Source organism: Azotobacter armeniacus, from assembly GCF_054779355.1.
In genome coordinates this window covers 143,135-167,377 of sequence record NZ_BAAGYK010000116.1, presented here as the reverse complement: position 1 = coordinate 167,377, position 24,243 = coordinate 143,135, and the positions used below count along the sequence as shown (strand labels likewise).

General features: G+C 67.3%; 23 protein-coding genes and 2 pseudogenes. 21 read left to right on the top strand and 4 right to left on the bottom strand.

Features of this window, described 5'->3' with window-relative positions; all coding sequences use genetic code 11:
• Both ACYVD0_RS16020 and ACYVD0_RS16015 read right to left on the bottom strand, forming a co-directional pair.
• Nucleotides 1-217: pseudogene (locus ACYVD0_RS16020) on the bottom strand (hypothetical protein); the annotation flags it as partial.
• Between the two features lie 225 nt (nt 218-442).
• Complete coding sequence (locus ACYVD0_RS16015) at nt 443-835, bottom strand: transposase (RefSeq protein WP_460427729.1); 393 nt, start codon at nt 833-835, stop codon at nt 443-445.
• 420 nt (nt 836-1,255) lie between these two features.
• Between ACYVD0_RS16015 and ACYVD0_RS16010 the strand changes: the two genes are divergently transcribed.
• Nucleotides 1,256-1,540, top strand: a complete 285-nt coding sequence (locus ACYVD0_RS16010) for a DUF3509 domain-containing protein (RefSeq protein ID WP_460427728.1) — start codon at nt 1,256-1,258, stop codon at nt 1,538-1,540.
• A 76-nt stretch (nt 1,541-1,616) separates the two neighbouring features.
• Here ACYVD0_RS16010 and ACYVD0_RS16005 read toward each other — a convergent pair whose 3' ends face one another.
• Nucleotides 1,617-2,816: a CaiB/BaiF CoA transferase family protein gene (locus ACYVD0_RS16005; protein ID WP_460427727.1), complete on the bottom strand. Its 1,200-nt coding sequence runs from the start codon at nt 2,814-2,816 to the stop codon at nt 1,617-1,619.
• Between the two features lie 140 nt (nt 2,817-2,956).
• Here ACYVD0_RS16005 and ACYVD0_RS16000 point away from each other — a divergent pair, with 140 nt between their 5' ends.
• The 15 genes from ACYVD0_RS16000 to ACYVD0_RS15930 all read left to right on the top strand — a co-directional run bounded on the left by ACYVD0_RS16000 (nt 2,957) and on the right by ACYVD0_RS15930 (nt 18,299).
• A complete protein-coding gene (locus ACYVD0_RS16000; RefSeq protein ID WP_460427726.1) occupies nt 2,957-4,102 on the top strand; it encodes a GGDEF domain-containing protein in 1,146 nt (381 codons plus the stop codon).
• Between the two features lie 68 nt (nt 4,103-4,170).
• Nucleotides 4,171-4,710 (top strand): YaeQ family protein, encoded by a 540-nt coding sequence (locus ACYVD0_RS15995; protein ID WP_460427725.1) that lies wholly within the window; start codon nt 4,171-4,173, stop codon nt 4,708-4,710.
• Between the two features lie 104 nt (nt 4,711-4,814).
• The gene (recJ, locus tag ACYVD0_RS15990; protein WP_460427724.1) at nt 4,815-6,545 is read left to right on the top strand and encodes a single-stranded-DNA-specific exonuclease RecJ; all 1,731 of its coding nucleotides are present in this window, start codon (nt 4,815-4,817) and stop codon (nt 6,543-6,545) included.
• A gap of 201 nt (nt 6,546-6,746) precedes the next feature.
• Nucleotides 6,747-7,883, top strand: coding sequence for a glycerate kinase (locus tag ACYVD0_RS15985; RefSeq protein ID WP_460427723.1), 1,137 nt, complete (start codon nt 6,747-6,749; stop codon nt 7,881-7,883).
• Nucleotides 7,884-7,997: 114 nt separating this feature from the next.
• Nucleotides 7,998-9,104 carry an NADH:flavin oxidoreductase/NADH oxidase gene (locus ACYVD0_RS15980; RefSeq protein ID WP_460427722.1) on the top strand — a complete coding sequence of 369 codons (1,107 nt, stop codon included), beginning with the start codon at nt 7,998-8,000 and terminating at the stop codon, nt 9,102-9,104.
• A 39-nt stretch (nt 9,105-9,143) separates the two neighbouring features.
• Nucleotides 9,144-9,863: a tellurite resistance TerB family protein gene (locus ACYVD0_RS15975; protein WP_460427721.1), complete on the top strand. Its 720-nt coding sequence runs from the start codon at nt 9,144-9,146 to the stop codon at nt 9,861-9,863.
• 108 nt (nt 9,864-9,971) lie between these two features.
• Nucleotides 9,972-11,067, top strand: a protein-coding gene (prfB, locus tag ACYVD0_RS15970) for a peptide chain release factor 2 (RefSeq protein WP_460427720.1) whose coding sequence is annotated in 2 segments (ribosomal slippage) — nt 9,972-10,043 and nt 10,045-11,067 — 1,095 coding nt in all. Because the reading frame shifts where the segments join, the coding sequence is not laid out codon by codon here.
• 122 nt (nt 11,068-11,189) lie between these two features.
• Nucleotides 11,190-12,692, top strand: a complete 1,503-nt coding sequence (gene lysS / locus ACYVD0_RS15965) for a lysine--tRNA ligase (RefSeq protein WP_460427719.1) — start codon at nt 11,190-11,192, stop codon at nt 12,690-12,692.
• A gap of 458 nt (nt 12,693-13,150) precedes the next feature.
• Entirely contained in the window at nt 13,151-13,864 is a 714-nt protein-coding gene (locus ACYVD0_RS15960) for a TetR/AcrR family transcriptional regulator (RefSeq protein WP_460427718.1), read from the top strand.
• Nucleotides 13,865-14,063: 199 nt separating this feature from the next.
• A complete protein-coding gene (locus ACYVD0_RS15955; protein WP_460427717.1) occupies nt 14,064-14,351 on the top strand; it encodes a hypothetical protein in 288 nt (95 codons plus the stop codon).
• 121 nt (nt 14,352-14,472) lie between these two features.
• Complete coding sequence (locus ACYVD0_RS15950) at nt 14,473-15,768, top strand: flavohemoglobin expression-modulating QEGLA motif protein (protein WP_460427716.1); 1,296 nt, start codon at nt 14,473-14,475, stop codon at nt 15,766-15,768.
• A gap of 74 nt (nt 15,769-15,842) precedes the next feature.
• The gene (locus ACYVD0_RS15945; RefSeq protein WP_460427715.1) at nt 15,843-16,589 is read left to right on the top strand and encodes an AIM24 family protein; all 747 of its coding nucleotides are present in this window, start codon (nt 15,843-15,845) and stop codon (nt 16,587-16,589) included.
• Nucleotides 16,589-17,479 (top strand): alpha/beta hydrolase, encoded by an 891-nt coding sequence (locus tag ACYVD0_RS15940; RefSeq protein WP_460427714.1) that lies wholly within the window; start codon nt 16,589-16,591, stop codon nt 17,477-17,479. Before ACYVD0_RS15945 ends, ACYVD0_RS15940 begins: the two co-directional genes overlap by 1 nt.
• Nucleotides 17,476-17,799 carry a hypothetical protein gene (locus tag ACYVD0_RS15935; RefSeq protein ID WP_460427713.1) on the top strand — a complete coding sequence of 108 codons (324 nt, stop codon included), beginning with the start codon at nt 17,476-17,478 and terminating at the stop codon, nt 17,797-17,799. The genes ACYVD0_RS15940 and ACYVD0_RS15935 overlap by 4 nt, the downstream gene beginning before the upstream one ends.
• Nucleotides 17,796-18,299, top strand: coding sequence for a macro domain-containing protein (locus ACYVD0_RS15930; protein WP_460427712.1), 504 nt, complete (start codon nt 17,796-17,798; stop codon nt 18,297-18,299). Before ACYVD0_RS15935 ends, ACYVD0_RS15930 begins: the two co-directional genes overlap by 4 nt.
• A 3-nt stretch (nt 18,300-18,302) precedes the next feature.
• Here the strand turns inward: ACYVD0_RS15930 and ACYVD0_RS15925 are convergent, their stop codons facing one another.
• Nucleotides 18,303-18,647: a pilin assembly protein gene (locus tag ACYVD0_RS15925; RefSeq protein ID WP_460427711.1), complete on the bottom strand. Its 345-nt coding sequence runs from the start codon at nt 18,645-18,647 to the stop codon at nt 18,303-18,305.
• A 210-nt stretch (nt 18,648-18,857) separates the two neighbouring features.
• Here ACYVD0_RS15925 and ppc point away from each other — a divergent pair, with 210 nt between their 5' ends.
• The 5 genes and pseudogenes from ppc to ACYVD0_RS15900 form a co-directional block, all read left to right on the top strand.
• Entirely contained in the window at nt 18,858-21,494 is a 2,637-nt protein-coding gene (gene ppc / locus ACYVD0_RS15920) for a phosphoenolpyruvate carboxylase (protein ID WP_460427710.1), read from the top strand.
• A gap of 244 nt (nt 21,495-21,738) precedes the next feature.
• Entirely contained in the window at nt 21,739-22,386 is a 648-nt protein-coding gene (gene adk, locus ACYVD0_RS15915) for a nucleoside monophosphate kinase (protein ID WP_460427709.1), read from the top strand.
• Nucleotides 22,387-22,499: 113 nt separating this feature from the next.
• A complete protein-coding gene (gene tsaB, locus ACYVD0_RS15910) occupies nt 22,500-23,177 on the top strand; it encodes a tRNA threonylcarbamoyladenosine biosynthesis protein TsaB (protein ID WP_460427708.1) in 678 nt (225 codons plus the stop codon).
• An 8-nt stretch (nt 23,178-23,185) separates the two neighbouring features.
• Nucleotides 23,186-24,040 carry a DUF72 domain-containing protein gene (locus tag ACYVD0_RS15905; RefSeq protein ID WP_460427707.1) on the top strand — a complete coding sequence of 285 codons (855 nt, stop codon included), beginning with the start codon at nt 23,186-23,188 and terminating at the stop codon, nt 24,038-24,040.
• Between the two features lie 88 nt (nt 24,041-24,128).
• Nucleotides 24,129-24,239: pseudogene (locus ACYVD0_RS15900) on the top strand (IS5/IS1182 family transposase); the annotation flags it as partial.
• Nucleotides 24,240-24,243: the final 4 nt, after the last annotated feature.

Genomic DNA, 24,243 nt, shown 5'->3' with positions numbered 1-24,243 from the left:
TGACCTGGAGGGCGTGGTGGTCGATTGCCCGACCATCGGAGTTTCGTTTGCATTTCATGGAGGTATTGTCTCTCAATATGACAATACTTTCGATAGGCTTAGTAGCGTTCGCACTCGCCGGGAGGAATCGGTCCAGCCGCATGCCGATAGCCGACCACAGGGCATCGACCGTGCGGGCGGCGGTCTTGCGCAGCAGCGCCTTCAGCTTCGCGAACACCTGCCCGATCGGGTTGAGGTCGGGGCTGTAAGGCGGGGGAGTCCATATAGGAGATAGCGCAGTTCGGCCTCCCGCGCCTCAACGGCCTCCCGCACTCCAGCCACCTCGTGCGAGCCGAGGTTGTCCTGCACCACGATATCGCCCGCGCCGAGGATGGGGGCCAGCGCCTGCCCGTTGATCGGCCCATCGCGGACCAGCGGTGCGACCAGGCCTTCGCTACGCAGCTCACAGACGAAGGTGGTCGTCTTCCAGTGACCATGGGGGCCCATGTCCCAGGCAGCGCTGCCCGCGCGGCGCACGCCCCCGGCTGGGGTCCATCTTGGTGTTCGTCCAGGTTTCGTCGAGAAAGATCACGCGGCGCACGTCGAGCCGGGCTTGCTCGGCCATCCACCTGTCCCGCGCCTGCGCGACCTCGGCGCGCTGCTGCTCAGCCGCAGGGACCGATTTTTTTTTGAAGGTGATCCCCAGCCGGGCCAACGCCTTCCACTGCGTGCTCAGGCTCACCCGCACGCCATGCTCGGCCTCGCCCCACTGGCACAACTGCGCCAGGGTCTGGCCGGGCGCCGCCGCCACCCGCTCGGCCAACGCCCCTTCGAGCCCCAGGAGCCGAGGGGGCACGTGGTTGCCTGACCTCCGCACTGACCCGGCCAAGCCGCTGCCGGGCACGTGCCCGAGCCACGTAGGACCTACTCACCGCAAAGCGCTCAGCTACCTCGGAAATCGAGCCGTTGGCCGTCAGCACTTGATCACGCGGATCCTGCCCGTAGGCTTGCCCTCGACGCCCTTCCATGAGCACACCTCCTGTGGTTGCCGAGTGCAGACTTCCTTTTCAGCTTGGCAGTCCGCTTCAACTGCGGCCACAACAGCCAGTCAGGTGAAAAGGGCTATAGCCAGTTATGGCTGCCCCTCGATTGCTCTTGCTTCCCCATGAACGAAGCAGCCCGATGCCCGGGTGACAGGCCAGGCGGAAACTTTTTGCACGCTGGCAAGTCATTTGCAGGCTGTAAGCAGCCTTCTCATCACCTGAGGTGTTTGGATATGGAGAGCACGCGTGCATTGCTGGTCGAGGCGCTGGCGCCTTACAAGATCGACATGGGAGCGGTTCGTCCGGATGGAAGTCGGTTGCTGACGCTGCAGAATGGAGCCGGCGAGATCCTGATCGAGCGCCTGCTCCGTCCGGTGCAATTGATGGACAAGTGGTTACTCATCGATGTGGTGGATGGCATCCATCGCGACTTGCGCATCCTCGAAGGGCGTCTCTCGCCCAAGGTGATCGCGGCGTTGGAGCGGGGGCAGTGCACTAGGCAGAGCGCCGTGTTCTGAGCCCGGCGAGCGACTGAAGGCCCCGCGAAGACCGCGGGGCCTTTAGTTTGGGGCTACAGAAAGTGCTGCGCCGACCTCAGACCGCTCCGTTTTCGCGCAGGGCGGCAATCCGCTCTGCACTGTAACCGAGCGCTTTCAGCAGCTCGGCCGTGTGCTCGCCCAGCGCCGGACCCACCCAGTCCGCCGAGCCAGGCGTGTCCGACAGCTTGGGCACTATGCCTGGCATCCTGAATGGCCGTCCGTCCGGCAGGCGAGCGGCTAGGAACATCTCGCGGGCAAGGAACTGCGGGTCGGCGAACATATCCTCCACCGAATAGATGCGGCTGGCTGGCACCTCGGCGCGATTGAGCAGCGTCATCGCCTGGTCCGCCGGCAGGGCCGCAGCCCAGCGCTCGATCACCTCGTAGAGTTCATCGCGGCGCACATCGCGGCCGGCATTGTCGGCGAGCGTTGGGTCGTCGGCCAGGTCGTCGCGGCCGATGGCCTGCATGAAGCGTCGGAAGATCGCATCGCCATTGGCGCCGATCTGCAGGTGGCGTCCATCGGCGCAGGTATGGATGGAGGAGGGGGTGATGCCGGGCATGATGTTGCCGCTGCGCTCGCGGATGAAGCCGAACACGTCGAACTCCGGCACCAGGCTTTCCATCATGGCGAATACTGCCTCGTAGAGCGCCACGTCCACCACCTGGCCCCGGCCGCCGCCGACTTCGCGATGGCGCAGCGCCATGAGCGCACCGATGACCCCCCAGAGCGCGGCGATGGAGTCGCCGATGGAGATGCCGGTGCGCACCGGTGGGCGATCCTCGAAACCGGTGATGTAGCGCAGCCCGCCCATGGACTCGCCGACTGCGCCGAAGCCTGGCTGGTCCTTCAGCGGCCCGCTCTGGCCGAAGCCGGAAAGGCGCACCATCACCAGCTGCGGATTGAGCGCATGCAGCACCTCCCAGCCGAGGCCGAGCTTCTCCAGCACGCCGGGGCGGAAGTTTTCGATCAGGATGTCCGCGTCGGCCAGCAGCTGCCTGAGGATCGCCAGGCCGTCCGGGTGCTTGAGGTTGAGGGTGATCGACTTCTTGTTGCGCGCCTGGACGAACCACCACAGCGAGGTGCCCTCGTAGAGCTTGCGCCACTTGCGCAGCGGATCACCGCCGTCGGGTGATTCGACCTTGATCACCTCGGCGCCGAACTCCGCGCAGATACGCGCGGCAAAAGGGCCGGCGATCAGGTTGCCGAGTTCTATCACCTTCAGGCCGGCAAGGGGTTTGGCTGGGCTAGGCATGGCATGGGGTCCGTCGGGCTGGCGATGGCGGCGACTCTAACCCGCAGCGCCGCAGCGGAACAGTCCGGGCGTGGCATCCAGGCTCTGGCGCCGCGCCCGCGGTGCACGTAAAGTTCCACCTCTCGGCCCCGGGCCTGCCCATGCCCCTGCATCTGCCCACTCTGTTCCTGCTGGATATCTACATGCTCACCCTGTTGGGTGGTCTGATGCTGCATGCCTGGTGGCGCAGCGAGAACGAGGCGACCCTCGGTTGCATGGCCGGCACACTCCTGCTGGCGGCGCTGGCCGCACTGGTGGTCAGCCTGCGCGGCCTGGGGCTGGACACCCTGTCCATCATGCTCGGCAATATCCTGCTGCAGCTGGCGAGCGGCCTGGGCTGGGCGGCCATGCGCATATTCGTCGGCCGGCGGCTCTGGTGGCCGGGTATCGTTGGTGGTGCGCTGCTGTGGGGGTTGCTCTGCCTGTGCCCGTACTTCATGAGCTCGATGTCATTGCGGGTGAGGGTAGGCACCCTGCTCACCATCGTCTATACCACGCTGACGGCATGGGAACTGTGGCGCGCGCGCCGGCAACTGAAGGTTGCCATCGCTCCGGCAGTGGTGCTGCTGCTGATGCATGCGCTTTTCTGCACGGCTCTTCTGCTGGTGGGCAGTGGCCATGCCATCGAGCGGATGTGGAGTGGGGGAGGCGACAGCTTCCTGACCTGGCGGTTGTTGGAAACCTTCCTGTTCGTCATCGGCATCGCCTTCGTCACCCATGCCATGGTCTGCGAGCGCGCCGAGCAGCGCTATCGGGCCGCGGCCTATCGCGATCCGCTCACCGACATCGGCAACCGCCGGGCCTTCACCGACAGCGGCGAAGTCCTGCTGGCCCGCTGCGCCGCCGAGGCCCGGCCGGCGATTCTGCTGCTCTGCGACCTCGATCATTTCAAGCGGCTGAACGACACCCATGGCCATGCCATGGGCGATGCGGCGCTGGTCGCCTTCGGCCGGCTGCTGGTGCTGAGTATCCGCCAGCAGGATGTCTGCGGGCGCATCGGTGGCGAGGAGTTCGCCTGCCTGCTGCCCGCGGCCGACGAGACGGTGGCGTTGCAGGTGGCCGAACGCATCCGCCACGCCTGCAGCGGGCTGCTGCTGGAGCCGGAGGTGCGCGTCAGCGTCAGCATCGGCATCGCCTCCACGGATCAGGCCGGCTACGACCTGTCCCGCCTGCTGGCGCTGGGCGACCAGGCGTTGTACCGAGCCAAGGCAAGCGGCCGCGACCGGGTCGAGTGTTTCGCCGACTGAACGCTGCAGTCCGCTGTCCGGATTCGGGGTACACTTGCCGCCCCTCGGATCGGACCGGACGCCTGCCAATGGCCTTGCAAGCCACTCCCTACAAAGTCGAACTCAACCTCACTGATCTCGATCGTGGGGTCTACGAGAACCTGCGTTTCACCGTCGCCCGGCATCCCTCGGAGACCGAGGAGCGCCTGGCCGTGCGGCTGATCGCCTATGCCCTCTGGTACGACGAGCAATTGGCCTTCGGCCGCGGCCTGTCGGACGTCGACGAGCCGGCGCTGTGGCAGAAGAGCCTGGACGACCGGGTGCTGCACTGGATAGAGGTCGGCCAGCCGGATGCCGAGCGCCTGACCTGGTGCTCGCGGCGCGCCGAGCGGGTCAGCCTGCTGGCCTACGGCAGCCTGCGGGTTTGGCAGGGCAAGGTGCTCGACGGCGTGCGCAACCTGCGGAACCTCAGTGTGGCGGCCGTGGGGCAGGAGGCGCTGGAGGAGCTGGCCCGCGACCTGCCGCGCTCGGTCAGCTGGAGCGTGATGATCAGCGATGGCACGCTGTTCGTCACCGACGAGCGCGGCCAGCGCGAGGTCCCCCTGGAGTGGCTGCTCGGCGAGCGCTGAGCTGACCGACGGCCTTTTGTAGGAGCGAGCCTGCTCGCGATCCGTGCCTGGAAGGTCGCCGGCAAGCCGGCTCCCACGCCATGAATCCCTGCAACAGAGCAACCATGCGCATCGAACCCCGCCCTCTGCCCGAACGACTGCCCGATCTGGGCGACCTGCCGCCGCTATTGACCCGCCTTTACGCCGCCCGCGGCGTGCAGTCCGCCGCCGAGCTGGACAAGGGGCTGGCGCGGCTGCTGCCCTACTGCCAGCTCAAGGGCATCGAGGCGGCGGTGGATCTGCTGGTCGAGGCGCTGCGGGAGCGCCGGCGCATCCTCTTCGTCGGCGACTTCGATGCCGACGGCGCCACCGCCAGCACAGTCGGCGTGCTCGGCCTGCGCCTGCTCGGCGCGGCGCATGTCGACTATCTGGTGCCGAACCGTTTCGAGTACGGCTACGGCCTGACGCCCGAGATCGTTGCCGTGGCCCTGGAGCGCCGGCCGGAGCTCCTGGTGACGGTGGACAATGGCATCTCCAGCCTCGATGGCGTGGCCGCGGCCAGGGCCGCCGGCCTCCGCGTGCTGGTCACCGACCACCACCTGCCAGGCCGCGAGCTGCCGGCCGCGGATGCCATCGTCAATCCCAACCAGCCGGACTGCGACTTTCTCAGCAAGGCAATGGCCGGGGTCGGGGTGATCTTCTACGTGCTGCTGGCGTTGCGCGCCCGGCTGCGCGAACTGGGCTGGTTCGCGGGGGAGGGGCGGGCCGGGCAGGGGCCCGCCGAACCGAACCTGGCCGAGCTGCTCGATCTGGTCGCCCTGGGCAGCGTCGCCGACGTGGTGCCGCTGGACGCCAACAACCGCATCCTGGTTCACCAGGGGCTGGCGCGCATCCGCGCCGGGCGGGCGCGGCTGGGGCTGCGCGCGCTGCTCGAAGTGGCCGGGCGCGACCCGCGGCGGATCACCGCCACCGATCTCGGCTTCATCCTCGGGCCGCGGCTGAATGCCGCCGGGCGGCTGGACGACATGTCCCTCGGCATCGAATGCCTGCTCTGCGACGACGAGGTGCTGGCCCGCGACATGGCGGTGCAGCTCGACCAGCTCAACCAGGACCGCAAGGCCATCGAGCAGGACATGCAGCGCGAGGCGCTGGCCCGGCTCCGCGAGCTGCGTGCCGAGGAGCTGCCCTTCGGGCTCTGCCTGTTCGAGCCGGATTGGCACCAGGGGGTGATCGGCATCCTCGCCGCGCGCCTCAAGGAGCGCTACCACCGCCCTGCCATTGCCTTCGCCGATGCCGGCGACGGCCTGCTCAAGGGCTCGGCGCGCTCGGTGCCGGGCTTCCACATCCGCGATGCGCTGGACGCAGTGGCGACCCGCCATCCGGGGCTGATCGACAAGTTCGGCGGGCACGCCATGGCCGCCGGACTGTCCCTGTCGCAGGAAAGCCTCGGTGCCTTCGCCGCGGCTTTCGACGCCGAGGTGCGCCGCCAGCTCTGTGCCGACGACCTGACCGGGCGACTGCTCTCCGACGGCCAGCTCGGCGTCGAGGAGTTCCACCTCGACCTGGCCCGCGCTCTGCGCCAGGCCGGCCCCTGGGGCCAGCATTTTCCCGAGCCGCTGTTCCACGGAATGTTCCAGGTCGTCCAGCAGCGCCTGGTCGGCGAGCGTCATCTGAAACTAGTGGTGCGCAGCGAGTGCGGCGCGCTGCAGCTCGACGCCATCGCCTTCAACATCGACCGCGAGCAATGGCCGAACCCTACGGTGCGTTGGGTCGAGCTGGCCTACCGGCTGGACGTCAACGAGTACCGCGGGCAGGAGCGCGTGCAACTGCTGGTGGTGCACATCGAGCCGCGCTGAGCGGAGTCGAGGACGGCATGCCGACCCTCTATCCGGGCGTGCAGCGGCTGCCGTGGGGCGAGCACCCGGGCCGAGGGCTTTGCGCCTTTGCACAGGACTGATGCGCCGGGCCTGGTCGTTCCGTCGACGCGTCTCCGGCGATTGCGCGCCAGAATGAGGCTTGCGCCTTTCCGCAACCCGTCGTCCGAAAGAAGGTCCGCCATGAAAATCGTCATCGCTCCCGATTCGTTCAAGGAAAGCCTGTCCGCCGCCGAGGTGGCCGCGGCCATCGCCGCCGGGCTCGGCGAAGTCTGGCCGCAGGCCGAGCTGCTCTGCCGGCCGATGGCCGACGGCGGCGAAGGCACGGTGGCGGCAGTGATCGCCGCGGTCGGCGGCGAGCACCGCGAGACCCGCGTGCGTGGCCCGCTCGGCGAGCCGGTGGAGGCGCATTGGGGGTGGATCGCCGAGAGCCGCAGCGCGGTGATCGAGATGGCCGCGGCCAGCGGCCTGCACCTGGTGCCGCCGAGCCGTCGCGATGCTTTGCGCAGCTGCACCTACGGCACCGGCGAGCTGATCCTCGCGGCGCTGGAGGCCGGCGCCGAGCATATCGTTCTCGGCTTCGGCGGCAGCGCCACCAACGACGGCGGCAGTGGCATGCTGCGCGCCCTCGGCGTGCGCCTCGAGGACGCTGGGGGCAGGCCACTGCCGCCCGGCGGGGCGGCTCTGGCGCAGTTGCGCAAGATCGATCTGGCCGGCCTTGATCCGCGCCTGGCGACAGTGGCCTTCGAGGTCGCCTGCGATGTAGACAATCCGCTCTGCGGGCCGCGCGGTGCCTCGCGGGTGTTCGGTCCGCAGAAGGGCGCTACGCCGGAGCAGGTGCACCAGCTCGACGCCGCCCTCGGCCACTTCGCCGACCTCTGTGCGACTGCGCTGGGCCGCGACGCGCGGGACTGCCCCGGCAGCGGTGCGGCCGGTGGCATCGGCTTCGCGGCGCGGACTTTCCTTGCCGCGGCATTCCGTCCCGGCATCGAGCTGGTCGCGCAGGTCAGCGGTCTGGAGCAGGCTATCGCGGGCGCCGACCTGGTGATCACCGGCGAGGGCCGGCTCGATGAGCAGACCCTGTACGGCAAGACGCCGATGGGCGTGGCGAGCATCGCCAAGCGCCACGGCGTGCCGGTCATCGCCCTGGCCGGCATGCTCGGCGAGGGCTACGAGCGTCTCTACGGCCATGGGATCGATGCCGCCTTCAGCCTGGCACCCGGGCCGATCAGCCTGGCCGCCGCCCTCGCCGACGCACCCAGCCTGCTGCGTCAGCGCGCCGCGGACATAGCCCGGCTCTGGCATCTGGCGCGCGGTTGAGCGCGTCGCAGCGTGCCCCGGGAGCTTGCCGGGCGTGTCCCGGGGGTGCAGGCTTGGCCCCCGTCTAGAGTTGAAGTATCGACCATTCGTTAGGATCCAAGGGAGTGTGTTGCCATGAGTCTGCTGTTCGAGCCCCTGACCCTGCGTCAGCTGACCCTGCCCAACCGCATTGTGGTGTCGCCCATGTGCCAGTACTCGGCCCGGGATGGGCTGGCCAACGACTGGCATCTGGTGCACTTGGGCAGCCGCGCGGTGGGTGGGGCCGGGCTGGTGATCGTCGAGGCCACCGCGGTCGCTGCCGAGGGGCGGATCTCCGCCCAGGACCTCGGGCTCTGGTGCGACGAGCAGATCGAGCCGTTGCGCCGCATCACCGCCTTCATCGAGGCCCAGGGCTCGCTGGCCGGCGTCCAACTGGCCCATGCCGGGCGCAAGGCGAGCGTCTGGCAGCCCTGGTTGGGTCGGCCCGGTAGCGTGCCGCCGGCGGAAGGCGGTTGGACTCCGGTCGGCCCTTCGGCGATTCCCTTCGATCCCCGCCACACGGTGCCCGAGGCGCTTGACGAGGCGCGCATCCTCGAGCTTGTCCAGGCCTTCGTGCGTGCCGCCGAGCGCGCCCTGGCCGCCGGCTTCAAGGTCGCCGAGGTGCATGCTGCCCACGGCTATCTGCTGCATCAATTCCTTTCGCCGCTGTCCAACCAGCGTCGCGATCAGTACGGCGGCAGCTTCGACAACCGCATCCGCCTGCTGCTCGAGATGACCGAGGCGGTGCGGGCGGTGTGGCCACAGACATTGCCGCTGTTCGTCCGCCTGTCGGCCACCGACTGGGTGGAGGACGGCTGGAACCCCGAGGAGACGGTGGAGCTGGCGCGGCGCCTGAAGGCGCTGGGCGTCGACCTGATCGACGTGTCCTCCGGCGGCACTGCAGCAAGTGCGGAAATCCCCGTCGGGCCGGGCTACCAGACCCGCTTCGCCGAACAGGTGCGCCGCGAGGCGGGCATCGCCACCGGTGCGGTGGGCATGATCACCGAGGCGGCGCAGGCCGAGCACATTCTGCGCACCGGGCAGGCCGACGTGATCCTGCTGGCCCGCGAGCTGCTGCGCGATCCCTACTGGCCGCTGCATGCAGCGGACTTTCTCGGCGATAAGACGGTGCCCTGGCCGGCGCAATACGTGCGGGCCGCGCATCGCGATACGCCGTTCCGCGAGTCCGGCGAGCTTGACTGACCCGCCGGCCTCATTTTTCGATCCAAAGGAGGCTGCGCTATGAATACCAGCGGATTGCTCGATCAACTTCTCAGATCCGCCCAGGCCTTTCGCCAGCAGGGGCAACCCATGTCCGGCAGCGGGGGCGGGGCTGGCGGTGGTGTGCTCGGCGATATCCTCGGTGGTGCCGGCGGCGGTTCCCAGGGCGGCTTGATGGGGAGCGGAGGCAAGGGCGCGCTGGTGGCAGGAGCTCTCGGCCTGCTGCTTGGCAAGCGACGAGTCGGCAGGTCGGGTGGCAACGCCATGGCCTACGGTGGTCTCGCTGCCCTTGGGGTGCTGGCCTACAAGGCCTTCAGCAATTGGCAGGCGCAGCAGGCCGGCGCCCCCCGGCACGAGCCGCAAACCCTGGACCGCCTGCCGCCGGAGAAAGTCGAAGAGCACAGTCAGGCGGTGCTCAAGGCGCTGGTTGCCGGGGCCAAGGCTGACGGGCATGTGGATGAGCACGAGCGCCAGCTGATCGAAACCGAACTGGCGAAGGTCACGGAGGATGTCGAGCTGCAACGCTGGCTGCAAGCCGAGTTGAACAAGCCGCTGGACCCGGCCGATGTGGCCAGGGCCGCCGAAACGCCGGAAATGGCTGCGGAAATCTACCTCGCGAGCCTTCTGGCGGTCGATGAGGAGCAATTCATGGAGCGTGCCTACCTCGACGAGTTGGCCCGGCAGCTGAGGCTCGACCCGCAACTCAAGGCGGAGCTGGAAACCCAGGCCAAAGCGGCCTGAGTCGCACGGGCGCGGCACAGCGATGCGGACGCAGCGGGCTGTCAGTCACGGCCTGCTGCGTTATACTCATCGGCTTTTCGTACTGTCCGACCGCGAGTGCTGCCCACCATGGAAATCAACCCAATCGTCAACAGCATCAAGGACCTGTCCGAACGTACCCAGACCATTCGGGGGTATCTTTGACTACGATCACAAGAGTGATCGTCTGACCGAGGTCGAGCGCGAGCTTGAAGACCCGAACGTCTGGAACAACCCTGAATATGCGCAGAACCTGGGCCGCGAGCGTGCTCAGCTGGCGCAGATCGTCGAAACCCTGGACGAGCTCAGCGGTGGCCTGGCCGACTCTCGCGACCTGCTGGACATGGCCGCCGAGGAGAACGATGAAGGCGCGGTGAACGACGTCGCCGCCGAAGTCGAGCGCCTGCGCAGGATTCTCGAAAAATTGGAGTTCCGCCGCATGTTCAGTGGCGAGATGGACGCCAATAACGCCTACCTCGACATCCAGGCCGGTTCCGGCGGCACCGAGGCTCAGGACTGGGCCAACATGCTGTTGCGCATGTATCTGCGCTGGGCCGACAAGCATGGCTTCGATGCCACCATCATGGAACTTTCCGAAGGCGAGGTTGCTGGCATCAAGGGCGCCACCGTGCACGTCAAGGGCGAATACGCCTTCGGCTGGCTACGCACCGAGATCGGTGTGCACCGGCTGGTGCGCAAGAGCCCATTCGACTCCGGTAACCGCCGGCATACCTCGTTCACCGCGGTGTTCGCCTCGCCGGAAATCGACGACAACATCGAGATCGACATCAACCCGGCCGACCTGCGCATCGACACCTACCGCTCCTCCGGCGCCGGCGGTCAGCACGTGAACACCACCGACTCCGCGGTGCGCATCACCCACCTGCCGACCAACACCGTGGTGAGCTGCCAGAACGAGCGTTCCCAGCATGCCAACAAGGACACGGCGATGAAGATGCTGCGCGCCAAGCTGTACGAGCTGGAGGTGCAAAAGCGCAATGCCGCCGCCCAGGCCCTGGAGGACTCCAAGTCCGACATCGGCTGGGGCCACCAGATCCGCTCCTACGTGCTCGATCAGTCGCGGATCAAGGATCTGCGCACCGGCATCGAGAACAGCAACTGCGACGCGGTATTGGACGGCGACCTCGACGACTTCATCGAGGCCAGCCTCAAGCAGGGGCTCTGAGGCCTTCGACTCCTTCTTCCGCAGGGGAGAGGGCGCGGGGAGAGAGGGTGCGCAGCGCCTCTCCCCCAACCCTCTCCCCGGCGGGGAAAGGAGATGTAACCCACCAGGAACATGACACGACCATGAGCGAACAACCGCTGAACCAGCATGCCCTTCACGAGGAAGAAAACAAGCTGATCGCCTTGCGCAAGGAAAAGCTTGCCGCCGAGCGCGCGAAGGGCAACGTCTTCCCCAACGACTTCCGCCGCGACAGCTACTGCGCCGACCTGCAGAAGAGCTACGCCGAGGCGGGCAAGGAGGAGCTGGAAGCGGCGGCGGTCCCGGTCAGGGTCGCCGGGCGCATCATGCTCAACCGTGGTGCCTTCATGGTCATTCAGGACATGACCGGACGCATCCAGGTCTACGTCGACCGCAAGGGCCTGCCGGCAGAGACCCTGGAAGCCGTCAAGGGCTGGGACTTGGGTGACATCATCGCCGCCGAGGGCACCCTGGCGCGCTCCGGCAAGGGCGACCTCTACGTGCACATGCAGAGCGTGCGCCTCCTGACCAAGTCGCTGCGCCCGCTGCCGGACAAGCACCACGGCCTTACCGACACCGAGCAGCGCTACCGCCAGCGCTACGTCGACCTGATGGTCAACGAGGAAACCCGTCACACTTTCCGCGTGCGTTCGCAGATCATCGGCTGCATCCGCCGGTTTCTCGCCGAGCGCGACTTCCTCGAAGTGGAAACGCCAATGCTGCAGGTCATCCCCGGCGGTGCCGCGGCCAAGCCCTTCCAGACCCATCACAATGCGCTGGACCTGCCGATGTTCCTGCGCATCGCCCCCGAGCTCTACCTCAAGCGCCTGGTGGTCGGCGGCTTCGAGCGGGTCTTCGAGATCAACCGCAACTTCCGCAACGAAGGCATCTCGACCCGCCACAACCCCGAGTTCACCATGCTCGAGTTCTACCAGGCCTACGCGGACTACGAAGACAACATGGACCTAACCGAGCAGCTGTTCCGCGAGCTGGCGCAGTTGGTGCTGGGGTCGACCGACGTCCCCTACCAGGGCAAGGTTTTTCACTTTGGCAAGCCGTTTGCCCGCCTGTCGGTGTTCGACTCGATCCTCCAGTACAACCCGGAAATCTCTGCCGGGGATCTGCGCGACATCGAGAGGTGCCGCGCCATCGCGAAGAAGGCTGGTGCCGATGTCAAAGGTTTCGAGGGGCTGGGCAAGCTACAGACGATGATTTTCGAGGAGCTAGTCGAGCACCGGCTGGAGCAGCCAACCTTCATCACCCGCTACCCCTTCGAGGTCTCGCCTCTGGCGCGGCGCAGCGACGACGACCCGAGTGTCACCGACCGCTTCGAGTTGTTCATCGGCGGTCGTGAGATCGCCAATGCCTACTCTGAACTGAACGACGCCGAGGACCAGGCCGAGCGCTTCATGCAGCAGGTCAGGGACAAGGATGCCGGCGACGACGAGGCCATGCACTTCGATGCTGATTTCGTCCGTGCCCTGGAGTACGGCATGCCGCCGACCGCCGGCGAGGGCATCGGCATCGACCGCCTGGTGATGCTGCTGACCGATTCGCCGTCGATTCGCGACGTAATCCTCTTCCCGCACATGCGCCCGGAGATCTGATCCGGCGCCGTGCCAGCCGCTTCTCGGAAAAGGCTCGCAGCCTGCTGCGGGCTTTTTCGTTAGCGGGGCTTTGCCAGCGGACTCGTTAGGGTCTGTTGACGTTTTGGCGTGAGCCGCGTTGCCGCGTCAAATGCCGCCAGGCAAGGCGCGGGTCGCCGGCAATGGTCATTCCCTTGCCAAGACCCGCAACGCCGCATGGCGGCATTTGACGCGCAACCCGAAGGGACGGGGCCCGTTTGGCGCAGCACGGCGTCGCTCGTCGTTCATTTGGACTGACCAAACCTCTCTCTCGTTCCTTGTTCTGCGCCAAACGGGCCGCCGTCGCGGCCTACGCCAAAACGTCAACAGACCCTAGGCAGGGCTGCACAAAATGGCATCAACGTGCCGCGATGGATTGCTTCCGGCGTCGAAAGCCTTAACAATGGGGTACAGGTCTTAGTTGGAAAAGGATGCCCGTCTTGACCCAGTTGCTCTCCTTGGACAGTGCCGCCCGCGTGGCCAGCGCTGTCGCCCACAGTGTCCAGTATCACGGTCGCAAGACCAGCCGGCGCGGCAGCGAGCAGCGTCGCCAGGCGATTCTCGATGCTGCCATGCGCATCATCATTCGCGATGGTGTGCGTGCCGTGCGCCACCGGGCGGTAGCCGCCGAGGCCGGGGTGCCGCTGTCGGCGACCACCTACTACTTCAAGGACATCGACGACCTGCTCACGGACACCTTCGCGCTGTCCGTCGAGCGCAGCGCGGCCTATATGGCCGGCTTCTGGGAGCGTACCCAGGGGCTGCTGCTGGAGCAGGTCGACCAGTTGGACGGCAGCGCCGAGTCGCGCCGCCAGCTGGCCGAGGAGATCGCCCGGCTGGCGGTGGGCTATGTGCGTCACCAACTGCATTTCCGACGGGACGAGCTGGTCGCCGAGCAGGCCTTCCAGCAGGAGGCGCTGATCAATCCGCGTCTGCACGACCTGGCCTGCTCTCATCGGCGGATCCTCCAGCAGGGTGCCATCCAGTTCTTCCAGGTGCTCGGTTCGCAGCATCCGGAGCAGGATGCCAGCGTGCTGACCGGAATCATCGGGCGCATGGAGTACCAGGGCCTGCTCGACGGTCCGGGGCGTCTGGATGACGAAGAGATGCTGGCCATTCTCGGTCGTTATATGTATCTGGTGCTCGGGCTCTGAAAGTGGCACTCCCCGATACCGAACGTCGGGGAGCAGTCTTTCTTCTCGGAGGAAAGCGATATGAAAGCCTGGCATCTTCCGATCCTCCTGCTCGGTGGCTGCCTGGTGAGTTTCGCCGAGCGGATCGCCCTCGGCGAGGCGGCGCCGATCCCGCTGCTCGGAGAGTAGAGCCGGCGCAACGAATGGGGGCGAGCAGCTCGTGCTGAAGGTTCGCCAGATCAGTCCCGACCGCTACCGGGCCCGGCAGTACCTGGAGAGCATGGACGATTCGCAAAGTCCGCAGCAGGCAGAATTCACCGTGGCCCGCTGTGGACGGCGCTGGTATCTTTCCGCCGGGTTGTCGGGCGCCCTCGGCGGCGGTTTCCTCATCCTCGGCTTCGAGCTGACCGCGCAGAGCGAGCTGGTGCTTTATGGCCGGGAGCAGGCACGGATCCGCCAGGCGCTGGAGCTGGGCGCGCCGGCCGGCAAGCCGATCGCCACCGCCTAGGGGCTCGGGGTTCGCGTTCTCAGCTCGCTGGACAGGGTGTTCGGTTATCTGGACGACCCCGCCAATTCCGACGTTTTCAGCGATGTGGCGCGCTACCGGCGCGTCGGCCAGTGAGAGCTCGATGAGCAGACGCAAGCAGCAAGACGATTACCAGCAGATCATCCGCAGCCTCTCCGACCGGCTGGTCGAGGCGCAGATGCCGATCCGTGTGCTGGATGCGGTGAAATGGGACGACGAGGTTCGCCAGCGCTTCTTCGCCGCCGATTGCCGCAAGCTGCCGCCGGTGGACCGGGCCTACTACGAGAGCCGCCCGCTGTCCTTCGATTCGGTGGCGAAGAAGCAGGAGTTCCAGAGCATCGAGCGGGACATCACTCGCCTGCTCGGCCAGTTCAGCCCGGTCGGGCAAATCATGCGGCGCATGTGCAAGGAGTACCGCATGGTCATCCGCATGCTTGAGGCGCGCGGCACCGCTGATTTTGGGCTGATTTCCGAGGAGCTCTACGGCGCGGCCTCCGATGCTTTCCATGCCGGCGACCCGACCCTGGCCGATCTCGGCCTGATGCTCTCCGACTATCTGAACCAGATCGCCGGCCGCGGCGATCTCAAGGACGAGCCCAAGACCCTTAACGCCAGCGCCGCCGTGCAGATGCTCCAGGAGCGCCTGAACCGGGTGTTCGGCGACAATGAGGGAACGGTCCGCGTGTTCGAGTCCGACGGCATCGTCGCCGACGCCGCGGCCGGCGCCGACTACATCAAGATTCGCAGCGACGCGCTGTTCAACGAACGCGACGTGCGTGCCCTGGAGGTGCACGAGGGGCTGGTCCACGTGGCCACCACGCTCAACGGGCTGAGCCAGCCGATCTGCACCTTCCTGGCCAAGGGCCCGCCGTCCTCCACAGTGACCCAAGAGGGCCTGGCGATCCTGATGGAGGTGATCGCCTTCGCCTCCTATCCGAGTCGCCTGCGCAAGCTGACCAACCGCACCCGGGCCATTCACATGGCCGAGCAGGGGGCGAACTTCCTGGATATCTTCGAGTTCTTCCGTGACCAGGGGCTGAGCGACGAGGACAGCTACACCAATGTCAGCCGCGTGTTCCGCGGCTCGCGGCCGGACAGCTTGCCCTTCACCAAGGATCTGTCCTATCTCAGGGGCTTCATCCTGATCTACAACTACATCCAGCTGGCAGTGCGCAAGGGCAAGCTGGAGCAGATCCCGCTGTTGTTCTGCGGCAAGACTACCCTGGAGGACATGCGCACCCTGCGCCAACTGGTCGATCAGGGCCTGGTAGTGCCGCCGAAGTACCTGCCGGAGCAGTTCCGCGACCTCAATGCCCTGTCGGCCTGGATGTGCTTCTCCAACTTTCTCAACCACCTCAGCATGGAACGGATCGAGGCGGACTACGCGAACATCCTGTGAGGCGCGCGGTGTGCGGCGCGCAGGCAAGCCCACGGGGTATTCTTACAGGCTTCCCGTCTCGATAAGGATTGCCCATGCCCAGCCATCAGCTCGACTACGAAATTCTCGGTTCTCACGCCCAGTCGGTGGAGATCATCCTCGATCCCGGCGAAACGGTGGTCGCCGAGGCTGGTGCGATGAACTACATGACCGAAGGCGTGCGCTTCGAGACCCGCATGGGCGACGGTTCGGCAAGCGGCGTGTTGGGCAAGCTGTGGGGCATGGGCAAGCGCATGCTGACCGGCGAGTCGCTGTTCATGACGCACTTCTCCAACCACGGCAAGAGGCAGGCGCGGGTCGCCTTCGCCGCGCCCTATCCGGGGACCGTGGTGCCGGTGGATCTCGCCGGGATCGGCGGCACGTTGATCTGCCAGAAGGACAGCTTTCTCTGCGCGGCCCGCGGTACCGAGATCGGTATCAGCTTCAGCAAGCGCATCGGCGCCGGCTTCTTCGGTGGCGAGGGCTTCATCCTGCAGAAGCTGTCCGGCGACGGCCTGGCCTTCGTGCATGCCGGTGGCGCGGTGATCCGCAAAGAGCTGCACAACGAGACCCTGCGCCTGGATACCGGCTGTCTGGTGGGGTTCAGCGAGGGGATCGACTACGACATTCAACTGGCCGGCGGGTTGAAGAGCATGCTGTTCGGCGGCGAGGGTATTCTCCTGGCGACCTTAAAAGGTACCGGTACCGTCTGGCTGCAGAGCCTGCCGTTCTCGCGGTTGGCCGAGCGGATCTACGAGGCGACCGTCAAGGCCCGCGAGGATGTGCGCGGTGGTGGTGACTGATGTCCCGCCCCAGGCGAGCGCTGCGGCTGATCCTGCTCGGTCTGGCACTAGCCGGCGCCGGCTGCAGTTCCCTGCTGTTCTATCCCGAGCCCGGCCAGCCCCTCACGCCGCGAGCGGCCGGGCTGGACTACCGTGACGTCCGACTCCGTGCGACCGACGGCACGCACCTGCATGCCTGGTGGCTGCCGGTCAGGGCGGGGCGGGAGGTCCAGGGCACGGTGCTGCATCTGCATGGCAACGGCGGCAACCTGGCCTGGCACCTGGGGGGTAGCTGGTGGCTGCCGGAGCAGGGCTGGCAGGTGCTGATGCTGGATTATCGTGGCTATGGCCTGTCCGAGGGCTCGCCCGCTCTGCCGGAGGTGTACGGCGACCTGGAGGCGGCCTTCGCCTGGCTTGAAGGGGAGCCGGCGGTGCGCGGCAAGCCGCTCGCCGTACTCGGCCAGAGCCTCGGCGGCGCCCTGGCGGTGCACTTTCTGGCGCAGCAGCCGCAGCGCCGTGCCCAGGTTGCGGCGCTGGTGCTCGACGGTGTGCCGGCCAGCTACCGGGAGGTGGCGCGGCACATGCTGGCCAGCACCTGGCTGACCTGGCCGTTGCAAGTACCGCTGTCCTGGCTGGTACCGGACGGCGGCAGCGCCGTCGAGGCGATGCCGGAACTGCAGGGCCTGCCCGTGCTGATCTACCATAGCCGCGACGACTCGCTGGTGCCCCTTTCCAATGGCCTGCGCCTGTATCAGGCAGCGTCCCCGCCGCGGCTCTTCCAGCCGACCCGCGGCGGGCATGTGCAGACCTTTGCCGAGCCGGCGTGGCGCGCGCTGATGCTGCGCTTTCTCGCCGACCCGCAGGGTGCGAGCGGGCCGGCCGAACCCTCCCTCGATGAGATTTCCCAATGAGCGCGACCAATCCCGTCCACCTGATCCTCACTGCCGTCGGCAGTGTCGTCGCCACGGTGCTGGTGCTCGGCTACTACGGCTATGTGCATGTGGCCAGGCCGGAAGACGCCCTGCTGCTGGCGGAGTTCACCATGCTCAAGACGATCCCCGGCGAGGATTACCGGCTTTCCCTGAAGCCGGCCAGCCAGGTGGCGCAGTGCATCGACGGCGTGCTGGTGCTGTTCGACACCGAACAGAAGGGCCTCACCGGGGTGCTGGTGGACCGGCGCAGGCAAGCGGTGCGCTGCCTTGGCCAGGAAGCCCCGCAGGTCGAACGATGAAGATCGAGCTCTGGCAGGGCGACCTGACCTGTCTGGCAGTGGATGCGCTGGTCAACGCCGCCAATTCCAGCCTGCTCGGTGGCGGCGGGGTGGACGGTGCCATTCATCGCGCCGCCGGACCCGAGCTACTCGCCGCCTGTCGCCGGCTGGGCGGCTGTCCGACCGGCGAGGCGCGTCTGACCCCGGGTTTCCGCCTGCCGGCACGCTACGTGATCCACACGGTCGGCCCGGTCTGGCAGGGCGGCGGCCAGGGCGAGGCGGAGCTGCTCGCCGCCTGCTACCGCAACAGCCTGGCCCTGGCCGAGCAGCACGGGCTGGCGAGCATCGCCTTCCCGGCGATCAGCTGCGGCATCTACGGCTACCCGGCAGAGCAGGCGGCAGCCATCGCCCTGACCGAGCTGCGCCGCCCGCGACCGGCCGGCAGCTCCTTGCGCCAGGCGCTGCTGGTGGCCTTCTCGGCGGACATGGCCGCTCTCTATCGGCGCTTGCTGGATGCTTGATCCTCAATGGCTGGAGCCTTCGACCTGGGCGACCATCGTCTGCAGGTAACGGCGCGACAGGGCGAGAAAGCGCGGCGTCGGGCCGATGTCTTCGTAGAGCGGGTCGCCCTGCTCGTCGGTGGCGACGATCTGGCTGCCCTTCACATAGGGCATGCTAGTCTCCAACTCCTCGAGGGCCGCGCCGATCAGTTCGCCGAGCAGCTCCTCGCCGCTGCGTCTGGGATACATCTCGGCCAGTGCGGCGAGTCGTGCGGCGGATTCCAGATCGAGACGGATCTGGTAGCTGGTGGGCGTCAGACGACCTTTGGCGCTGCGCTCCCAATGCTGGATCAATTCATGGATCTTCATGGGGCACCTCATCCTGCTGCATGGGCTGCCGGACGACCGACTGGGCCGTGGCGGGTCGTGCTTGATATGACTTCAGCCTAGCTCAGGAGCGCCGCCCCTTGTCAGAAATCGACATGCTGGGCACTCTAACCGGCAAGCGATCCGGCACAACGGAAAGGCCACCGGTGGTCCGGTTGGCTTCATGTTCCCGATATGCTGCTGGAGGTTGCGATGGAAGAAATCGACGCCCGTCTGCGCGAGGAGGTCCGCCTGCTCGGCGAACTGCTCGGTGAATACATCCACGCCCAGTGCGGCGAGGTCTTCTTCGACAAGATCGAGCGCATCCGCCTGGGGGCCAAGACGGGCCGCCTCGGCTCGGAGGAGGGCGCCGAGCAGTTGACCCGCACCCTGGGCGAGCTGCAGGAGGACGAGCTGCTGCCGGTGGCGCGGGCCTTCAGCCAGTTCCTCAACCTGGCCAACATCGCCGAGCAGTATCACGAGATCCGCCGCCGAGGCTCCGACGAGCCGCTGCCCTTCGCGGTGCGCGCCCTGCCCGAGCTGCTCGGCCGGCTACTTGCCGGCGGGCATGCTGCCGACGCACTGGCCCGTCAGCTCGGGCGGCTGGACATCGATCTGGTCCTCACCGCCCATCCCACCGAGGTGACGCGCCGTACCCTGATCCGCAAGTACGAGGCAATCGCCGGCGAGCTCGCTGTGCTGGACCATAGCGACCTGCTGCCGGCCGAGCGCGAAGAAGTGCGTGACCGCCTGCGCCGGCGGATCGCCGAGGCTTGGCACACCGACGAAATCCGCCGTAGCCGGCCGACCCCGGTGGATGAAGCCAAATGGGGCTTCTCGGTGATCGAGCATTCCCTCTGGCAGGCCGTGCCGGCCTTCCTGCGCAGCGTCGACCGGACGCTACATCAGGCCACCGGGCTGCATCTGCCGCTGGAAGCGGCGCCGATCCGCTTCTCGTCCTGGATGGGTGGCGATCGCGACGGCAACCCCAACGTCACCGCAGCGGTTACCCGCGAGGTGCTGCTGCTGGCGCGCTGGGCGGCTGCCGACCTCTACCTGTGCGACATCGACCAGCTGGCCGCCGAGCTGTCCATGCAGGAGGCGAGCAGAGAGCTGCGTGCCCGGGTCGGCGAGGTCGACGAGCCCTACCGGGCCCTGCTCAAGCAGCTTCGCGAACGCCTGCTCGCCACTCGCGACTGGACGGCGGCGGCCCTGCACGGCGAGCCTGCACAGCCGCCGGCGGTACTGCAGAACAACCACGAGCTCCTGCAGCCGCTGGAGCTCTGCTACCGCTCGCTGCATGCCTGCGGCATGGGACTGATCGCCGACGGTCCGCTGCTCGACTGCCTGCGCCGGGCGGCCACCTTCGGCCTGTTCCTGGTGCGTCTGGACATCCGTCAGGACGCCGCCCGGCATGCCGCGGCGCTCAGCGAGATCACCGAATACCTGAGGCTCGGCTGTTACTCCGACTGGGACGAGGAAACCCGCACCGCCTTCCTGGTGCGCGAGCTGGACAATCGCCGGCCGCTGCTGCCGGTGCATTTCCCCGCCTCGGGCGAGACCGCCGAGGTCCTCGCCACCTGCCGCGAGGTGGCGATGGCACCGGCGGCCTCGCTGGGCTCCTATGTCATCTCCATGGCCGGCGCGCCTTCCGACGTGCTGGCCGTGCAACTGCTGCTCAAGGAGTGCGGCCTGCAGCGACCGATGCGCGTGGTGCCGCTGTTCGAGACCCTGGCCGATCTGGACAACGCCGCGCCGGTGGTGGAGCGGCTGCTGCTTCTACCGGGCTACCGCGCCCGTCTGCACGGCCCGCAGGAGGTGATGATCGGCTATTCCGACTCGGCCAAGGACGGCGGCACCACGGCCGCCGCCTGGGCACAGTACCGCGCCCAGGAAGGTTTGGTGGAGGTCTGCCGGCGGCAGGGCGTCGGGCTGCTGCTATTCCACGGCCGCGGCGGTACCGTCGGCCGCGGTGGCGGTCCGGCCCATGCGGCGATTCTCTCGCAGCCGCCGGGCTCGGTGGCCGGGCGCTTCCGCACCACAGAGCAGGGCGAGATGATCCGCTTCAAGTTCGGCCTGCCGGACATCGCCGTGCAAAACCTCAATCTCTACCTCGCGGCTGTCCTCGAAGCTACCCTGATGCCGCCGCCGACACCGGAGCCGGCCTGGCGGGAGCTGATGGACCGCCTGGCCGCCGATGGCCTGGCTGCCTATCGCGACGTGGTGCGCGAGCATCCGCAGTTCGTCGAGTATTTCCGCCAGGCCACCCCGGAGCAGGAGCTAGGCCGCCTGCCGCTGGGCAGTCGTCCGGCCAAGCGGCGAGCCGGCGGGGTGGAGAGCCTGCGGGCGATTCCCTGGATCTTCGCCTGGACCCAGACGCGGCTGATGCTGCCGGCCTGGCTGGGCTGGGAGACGGCCCTGGGCAATGCCCTGGAGCGCGACGAGGGCGAGCTGCTCGAGCGGATGCGCCAGCACTGGCCGTTCTTCGGCACGCGCATCGACATGCTGGAGATGGTCCTGGCCAAATCCGACGCAGCTATCGCCTGGCTTTACGACGAGCGGCTGGTCGAGCCGCACCTGCGCGGACTCGGCCAGCAGCTGCGCGGCCTATTGTCGCAAGCCTGCGACGCCGTCCTCGAGCTGACGGGGCAGGAGCGCCTGCTCGGCCATAATCCGGAGGTTCGCGCCGCCTTCAGCGTGCGCAATACTTATCTGGACCCATTGCATCTGCTGCAGGTCGAACTGCTGGCGCGCTACCGGCAGCGTCAGGAGCAGGCCGGCAGCCCCGAGGAGCAGGCATTGCTGGTCAGCGTGGCGGGCATTGCCGCCGGTTTGCGCAATACTGGCTGATGAACGGCTGGTGGCGCCGGCACCAGCGTCGAGGCGGTCTGGCAGGCCGGGCGTCTGCGTTTTTCGCCGAGAGTTTCTGCCGTTTGCACCAGTTTCTCTACGGCTTTGGTCGACTTGTGCACCCTGGGTTGGCTGTGTATCTTGTGCACCCTTTTGGTTGCCCGATGGCTCCAAATTTGTTGTTCAGATGATCGATCCCGAGACAATTCAAAAAATTTTAATAATCACTCAAGGAGCTACATCGATGCGCATGATCCTGCTGGGGGCGCCAGGTGCCGGCAAAGGCACCCAGGCCCACTTCATTACCGAGAAGTTCGGTGTTCCGCAGATCTCCACCGGCGACATGCTGCGTGCCGCGGTCAAGGCCGGCAGCCCGCTGGGGCGCAAGGTGAAGGGAGTGATGGACAGCGGCGGTCTGGTTTCCGATGACATCATCATCGAGCTGATCCGCGAGCGCATTGCCCAGCCTGACTGCGCCCAGGGTTTCCTCTTCGACGGCTTTCCGCGCACCATCCCCCAGGCCGAAGCCCTGCGCGACGCTGGTGTGACCATCGACCATGTGCTGGAAATCGCCGTGGACGACGAGGAAATCGTCTCGCGCATGTCCGGTCGTCGCGTCCATCCGGCTTCGGGGCGCGTCTACCACGACCTGCACAACCCGCCGAAGGTGCCCGGCAAGGACGATGAGACCGGCGAGGACCTGATCCAGCGCGAGGATGACAAGGAGGCGACCGTGCGTCACCGTCTGGCCCTCTACCATTCGCAGACCAAGCCGCTGGTCGACTTCTACCAGAGGCTCGCTGCAGCCACCGGCACGCCCCGCTACAGCCGTGTCGAAGGTGTCGGTTCGGTGAGCGAGATCACCGCCCGCGTCCAGGCAGCCCTGGCCTGATCCGCCCCGCCTGCAACCGACGGCCGCGCCTTGCGCGGGCCGTCTGCTTTTCGGCTTCCGGTCCGCTGGGCGTTTATAATGCCCGCCCTTATTTCTTCCGCCCGGATGACCCGATGACCACTCTGCTGGCCCTGGATACCGCCACCGAAGCCTGTTCCGTCGCTCTCCTGCACGAAGGTCGTGTATTCGGCCATCATGAGGTGATTCCGCGCCTGCACGCACAGCGCGTGCTGCCCATGGTGCAGGGCCTGCTGGGCGAGGCGGGCATCGCCCTCTCGGCCATCGACGCTATCGCCTTCGGCCGTGGCCCGGGGGCCTTCACCGGGGTGCGCATTGCCGTCGGCGTGGTGCAGGGGCTGGCCTTCGCCCTGCAGCGACCGGTGCTGCCGGTCTCCAACCTGGCGCTGCTGGCCCAGCGCGCCCACCGCGAGCAGGGCGTCGGTCAGGTGGCGGCGGCTATCGATGCACGCATGGATGAGGTCTACTGGGGCTGCTATTGCCTGGAGGCGGGCGAGATGCGCCTGGTCGGCGCCGAGGCGGTGCTGCCGCCGGAACAGGTCGAGCTGCCGCGCGCGGCGCCGGGCGACTGGTTCGGCGCCGGGACCGGCTGGGCCTACGCTGAGCGCATGCCGGTCGCGCTCGCCGCCCGGGACGCCGGTCTGCTGCCCGATGCGCAGGATCTGCTGACCCTGGCCGGCTTCGCTTGGCGGCGCGGCGAGGGCGTGCCGGCCGAGCAGGCGCAGCCGGTCTACCTGCGTGACAAGGTCGCCACTCCCAAGAGCGCCCGGTAGGTTCGCGGATGCTGCCCTATTGCCTTGGCTGTCCCTCCTGGAGCGAGGTGGCCTGGCGCGGCACTCTCTACCCGGAGCAGGCGCAGGCCACGGACTACCTGGCCCTCTATGCCCGGGTGTTTAACGCGGTGGAGGGCAACACTACCTTCTACGCCCAGCCCGCAGCGGTGACCGTGCAGCGCTGGGTGCAGCGCATGCCGGACGACTTCCGCTTCTGCGCCAAGTTGCCGCGGGAAATCAGCCATTCGGCCGACCTGCGCCGGCAGCTGTCGGCCACCCGGGCCTTTCTCGACCTGCTGGCGCCGCTGGGCGAGCGGGTCACGCCGTTCTGGCTGCAATTGCCGGCCAGCTTCGGGCCTGCGCGGCTGGGCGAGCTGGCGGATTTTCTTGCCCGGTTCGAACGCCCGCTGGCGGTGGAGGTCCGCCATCCGGCCTTCTTCCAGCGTGGCGAGGAGGAGCGCGCGCTGAACCGCCTGCTGCGCGACCGGGGCGTCGAGCGCCTGTGCCTGGATGTCCGTGCCCTGTTCAGCTGCCGCGACAACACGCCGGCGGTCCTCCATGCCCAGGCTAGGAAGCCGCGCCTGCCGGTGCGCCCGGCGGCCTTCACCGCATTCCCGCAGGTGCGCTTCATCGGTCGTCCCGAGCTCACTGCCAACGATCCCTTTATGGTGCCCTGGCTGGACAAGGTCGCCGCCTGGATCGAGGAGGGGCGGCACCCCTACGTCTTCCTGCATACCCCGGACAACCTGCTGGCGCCCGAGCTGGCGCGGCGCTTTCATGAGCAGCTGACTGCGCGCCTGCCGGGATTGCCACCTTTGCCACCACCGGTGGCGGCCGGGAACTCGCAGTTCGACCTGCTCTAGGGATTGACGTTTCGAGCCAGAGGGGGCGATGAGGACGGGGAAACCTGCAAAATCAAGGTTCCCACACCGATCCCTCCGCAGACTGGCAATGCCCCGATCGATGCTCACTGACGAACGCTGGTCGAAGCTGGAAAAAGTTCTGCTTCAGCAAGCCATTCACCACAAGCCGGGTCTGCGGATGACGGTCGAGGGGATGCTCTAGA